This window comes from Mesotoga sp. HF07.pep.5.2.highcov, assembly GCF_003666285.1.
Taxonomy (GTDB): Bacteria; Thermotogota; Thermotogae; order Petrotogales; family Kosmotogaceae; genus Mesotoga; species Mesotoga prima.
Window position 1 is genome coordinate 1 of record NZ_JFHJ01000618.1, and the last position, 4,075, is coordinate 4,075.

The following is a 4,075-nucleotide window of genomic DNA, read 5'->3' on the forward strand; positions in this document are numbered from 1 at the left end:
AGATAGACGATACATTAAGAAAGACAATTACCAAAGTGCCAGCAGCGATAACGATTACAATCAGGTATCTTCTAAGACTTTTTCGAAGAAGCTGAAACGAAAGATTAGCAAGTATTACAGTCACACCCACTCTCGCGCCGGCAAAAAAGCCTTTGAAGACAGGAAGGTCTACGAAATCGGTGAAGAAACTTGCTATTACAAGTATTATAATAAATGGAGTTAACGAAGCTCCAAGCACCGCAAAAAAAGCGCCCCAAAACCCTGCAAGCCTACTTCCAAGGATCATAGCTGTGTTTATCGCTATAACACCAGGTACAGTTTGGGCAGTGACAATGACATCGAGAAACTCGTCTTCCTTTATTATCCTGTATTTGTCTACAATAAACTCCTTTATTACAGGAATCATTGCATATCCGCCGCCTATAGTGAATGTGCTGACTTTGACGAATATCCAGAAAAGCCTAAGTGGGCTCATTGATTTCAACGTCCATCTAATCCATGCTGGAGCGACGAACTTCCTCCTCTCATCATTATGAGTGCTCAGTCAAATGCAATAACCCGGAAAGACTCTAAGTCTTCTGTTCTCCGCCCATTTGCTCCTATATTTTACAACTCGTTCTGGTTTTCTGCAGTCATAAGTCAAGTTATCCTTTTGAACGGAGCATGTCTCACGTGATAAACTTTACTAAAGGGGGTGAACCTATGGAAAACAGAATCAGATGGGGCGCCAAAGCGATTTCTTCTGACGGCAAAGACCTCGGGAAAGTCATTCGGGTAGTCATTCATCCTAAGAACAACGAAGTCACTCATCTAGTGATAGAAAAGGGCATCTTCAATAGAGTGGCAAAATTGGTGCCAATAGCTACTGTGTTTTTTGCAGCTCCCGACGAAATTAGATTGAGAATTGAATCGAAAGACGTTGAAACACTGCAGGATTACGAAGAGACGTTCTTCGTTACTGGAGAAGAAATAGAGAATCTCGAAAGCGGAGTCACCCCGGTTTACTGGTTAAGACCGGTTGGGGATTACGCAGAGCTATACCCTCTTCCACCGTTAAACACTTCGATAAATGTTCCAAAGGACAGCAAATCCCTTGAGCCGGGATGTGATATCGTTACCGCTGAAGAGAAGATTGTGGGAAGGGTAAAAAGCTTCGTTCTAAATGACGAAGGCAAGATCACCCATTTGATAGGTGAATGCGGAGGGTTTGGTTCTAGGTCAAAGAAACTGATACCGATAGACTGGGTTGAAGAAATCGATGAGTGTAAAGTAAGAGTTTCTGCATCGTCAGTTATGGTAGAGAAATTGCCGGAAATGGATTGATGAAGAAAGTGACGGTGTACTATATGGCATCAGCCGGAATCTTATTCGTGCTCAATTTTTCTAAGGGTGCCTATTTTCATCCAGTCTTTTTTTTCTTGCCTTTCTTAATCATTGTTGATTATTTAATAGTTTCAGGTATTCCGGGGAGGAGTTATTCAATAAGAATTTCAGCCTTTCTGAGAAATATACAGTCTATACTCACCCTCAGGCGAACATTCGATGAGAGCACAAAAGGTAAGATTATCGATTCTGAGAATCTGAGAAACCTTGAGAAGGTAGTTTCCTCACTCGAAGAAAAACTGAAGAAGCCATCTGAGCTACAGAGAAAGCTGTATATTTTTTCAGCTTATGCAGCGCCGCTTTTTCCGCTCGCGGTTATGTTATCCTCCGTGATTGTTCAGAGAAGAGTCGAAATTGTGGCGGGTCTTTTTTCGTATGTGGCATCGTTGATAATTGTTCTCTTGTCAAGAAAGGCCTTTTCAAATCTTGAAAAGACTATCGAAAAACTGAATGAAGAAATTAGGAAAGCTGTGGACGATATCACTCAATAATTGAGAGTTTTTTATTGGAAGGAGATTCAAAATGGCATTTGTTGAGGTCAGAGACCTTAGTAAAACTTACAGGTCGGGTGAAGTGTCGGTCGAAGCACTGAAGGGAGTTTCATTTGATATTTATGAAGGCGAGATACTAGCGATTCTCGGACCGTCCGGATGCGGAAAAAGTACACTCCTGAACTGTCTTTCAGGAATAGATACGCCTACGGAGGGGAAGGTTACAGTCAAGGGGGTTGATCTTCACTCTTTGAAGGATGATGAAAAGACCCGCTTTAGGGCGATGAATATGGGGTTCGTGTTTCAATTCTACAATCTTATACCTGTCTTAAAAGCAGTCGAAAATGTGGAACTCGCGATGCTTACAATGGGAAGTAATGAAAAGAAAGCCCGTGAAGCGGCGATGGAAATTCTTGCAAAAGTCAATTTAAGGGAGCGAGAACATTACCTCCCTTCAAGATTGAGTGGTGGTGAGAGACAGAGAGTCTCAATAGCAAGGGCACTCGTTCACAGGCCGGCTATTGTATGGGCCGACGAGCCTACGGGAGCCCTGGATACGAAGACCAGCAATGATCTAATGAATCTCATCACCGAGCTGAATGAAACGTTCAATCAGACCTTCGTAATTGTTACGCACGACGAGAGAGTTTCTGCATTCTCAAACAGAGTTCTCCACATGGATAGTGGTAGCATTTTGAAGATTGAAGAAAATAAAGAATTGAAGGTGTAACAGTGATAATACAGATAATTAGTCTTTTTGCGGGTGTTGCCGTAATTGCGATACTAGTTTCAATGATAAGGAATCCGATAATTTTCAAAATCGGTTACAGAAACATTTACAGGAGAAAATCCGATACTTTTTTGGTGATAATGGGATCTCTGATTGGAACGGCGCTTATCATGGGTTCGATGGCCATGAATGATTCTTTTCAGAATTTCCTTTACGGTCAGATCGAAAGAACCCATGGTGAGATCGATGAACTGATCTACATCCCTTCAGATAATCAAAACATTGGTAAAGAGCTCATTCCCAATTCCAAAATCGAGATTCTTGTCGATTCACTTTTGAAGAACGAACAGGTAGACGGTGTCCTTCCTATTCTTAGTAGAACTGTCTCTATTGGACTCCCCGGAGAGGCCAGAAGTCAAACTGGAAAGAGTTTTCAGGTGAGCATGATAGGAGTAGAAGCCGATCAACTCTCAAACTGGCCTGACGTCGATAAAGTGGATCTGGTCCTCCCCTCTGCTACAGATGAACTTCCCGAGGTTGTCATCAACAAAGAGCTGGCCGAAGTTGCCGGGGTGGCGGTCGGGGATACTCTTGAAATTCTTGTAGACCCAGGACAGAGATTGCTTTTCTGGATTCCTCTTCCTGAGGTAAGGGTGGCTGAAATTGTTGAAGGGAATGGGATTCTTCACTACCAGATAGAAAACCAGGGTTCAAATGGGTTTACCATGTTAATGGATGTTGAAGAAGCCAGAGAAGTACTTAAGATAGGTGTTGAAGACTATTATAATGCACTAATCGTTTCGAACCGTGGGGATTTTCTAACAGGTGAAAGGCTTACAGATCAGGTTGTGGCAAGCATAAAGCCCTTAGTCGGTGAGGAAGTGGTGGTCAGGGAGGTCAAGAAGGATTCCTTGAGTATGGTTGACCAGGGGAATATCGGTCTCTTATTCCTCATGCTCAGTGTCTTTGCCATATTTGCAGGTGTGCTTCTTCTTACAAACATTTACTTGATGCTTGCTCAAGAGAGGAGGACCGAGCTTGGTACCCTCAGAGCGATTGGTTATTCAAGAAAAAGAGTGTCCAGGACGATTCTCTATGAGGGTTTTTTCTATTCTATTTTCTCGTCAGGTATTGGAGTCCTCGCTGGGTTGGGAATTGCGAGGTTTATTTTAGGTAGTTTCGTAAACCTATTTGAGGATGCGGTCTCACTGATACCTTTCGAAGGTGCAAATATCGCTTTTAACTCCATGCAGAACTCATTCGTGTTCTTCGTGCGGATCGATTCAATTGCCTATGGATTTCTTTTGGGGCTTATCATACCTATGATAATCATTGTTTACACGGGAAGGAAGATTTCACGCACGAATATAGTGACCGCGGTAAGAAATATACCTGAAGAGCTTGATGAAAGGAAGAGACTTCTGCTGAATGTCATAGCAGCCGTAGGGGTTCTTGTTTCAGTAGTGATGGC

Annotated in this window: 5 protein-coding genes; 4 read left to right on the plus strand and 1 reads right to left on the minus strand. The window is 42.7% G+C overall.

Going from position 1 to position 4,075, the window contains the following annotated elements; translation table 11 throughout:
• On the minus strand, positions 1–475 hold a 475-nt coding region (locus tag BG32_RS13305), incomplete at its 3' end, for a chromate transporter (protein WP_147435044.1).
• Positions 476–702: 227 nt separating this feature from the next.
• On the opposite strand from BG32_RS13305, the gene BG32_RS13310 reads away from it, so the two are divergent.
• The 4 genes from BG32_RS13310 to BG32_RS13325 all read left to right on the plus strand — a co-directional run.
• Complete coding sequence (locus BG32_RS13310) at positions 703–1,323, plus strand: PRC-barrel domain-containing protein (RefSeq protein ID WP_014731572.1); 621 nt, start codon at positions 703–705, stop codon at positions 1,321–1,323.
• A complete protein-coding gene (locus tag BG32_RS13315) occupies positions 1,323–1,874 on the plus strand; it encodes a hypothetical protein (protein WP_014731573.1) in 552 nt (183 codons plus the stop codon). Before BG32_RS13310 ends, BG32_RS13315 begins: the two co-directional genes overlap by 1 nt.
• A gap of 31 nt (positions 1,875–1,905) precedes the next feature.
• Entirely contained in the window at positions 1,906–2,604 is a 699-nt protein-coding gene (locus BG32_RS13320) for an ABC transporter ATP-binding protein (RefSeq protein ID WP_014731574.1), read from the plus strand.
• Positions 2,605–2,606: 2 nt separating this feature from the next.
• The coding region (locus BG32_RS13325) for an FtsX-like permease family protein (protein WP_121526969.1) at positions 2,607–4,075 on the plus strand (1,469 nt) is incomplete at its 3' end.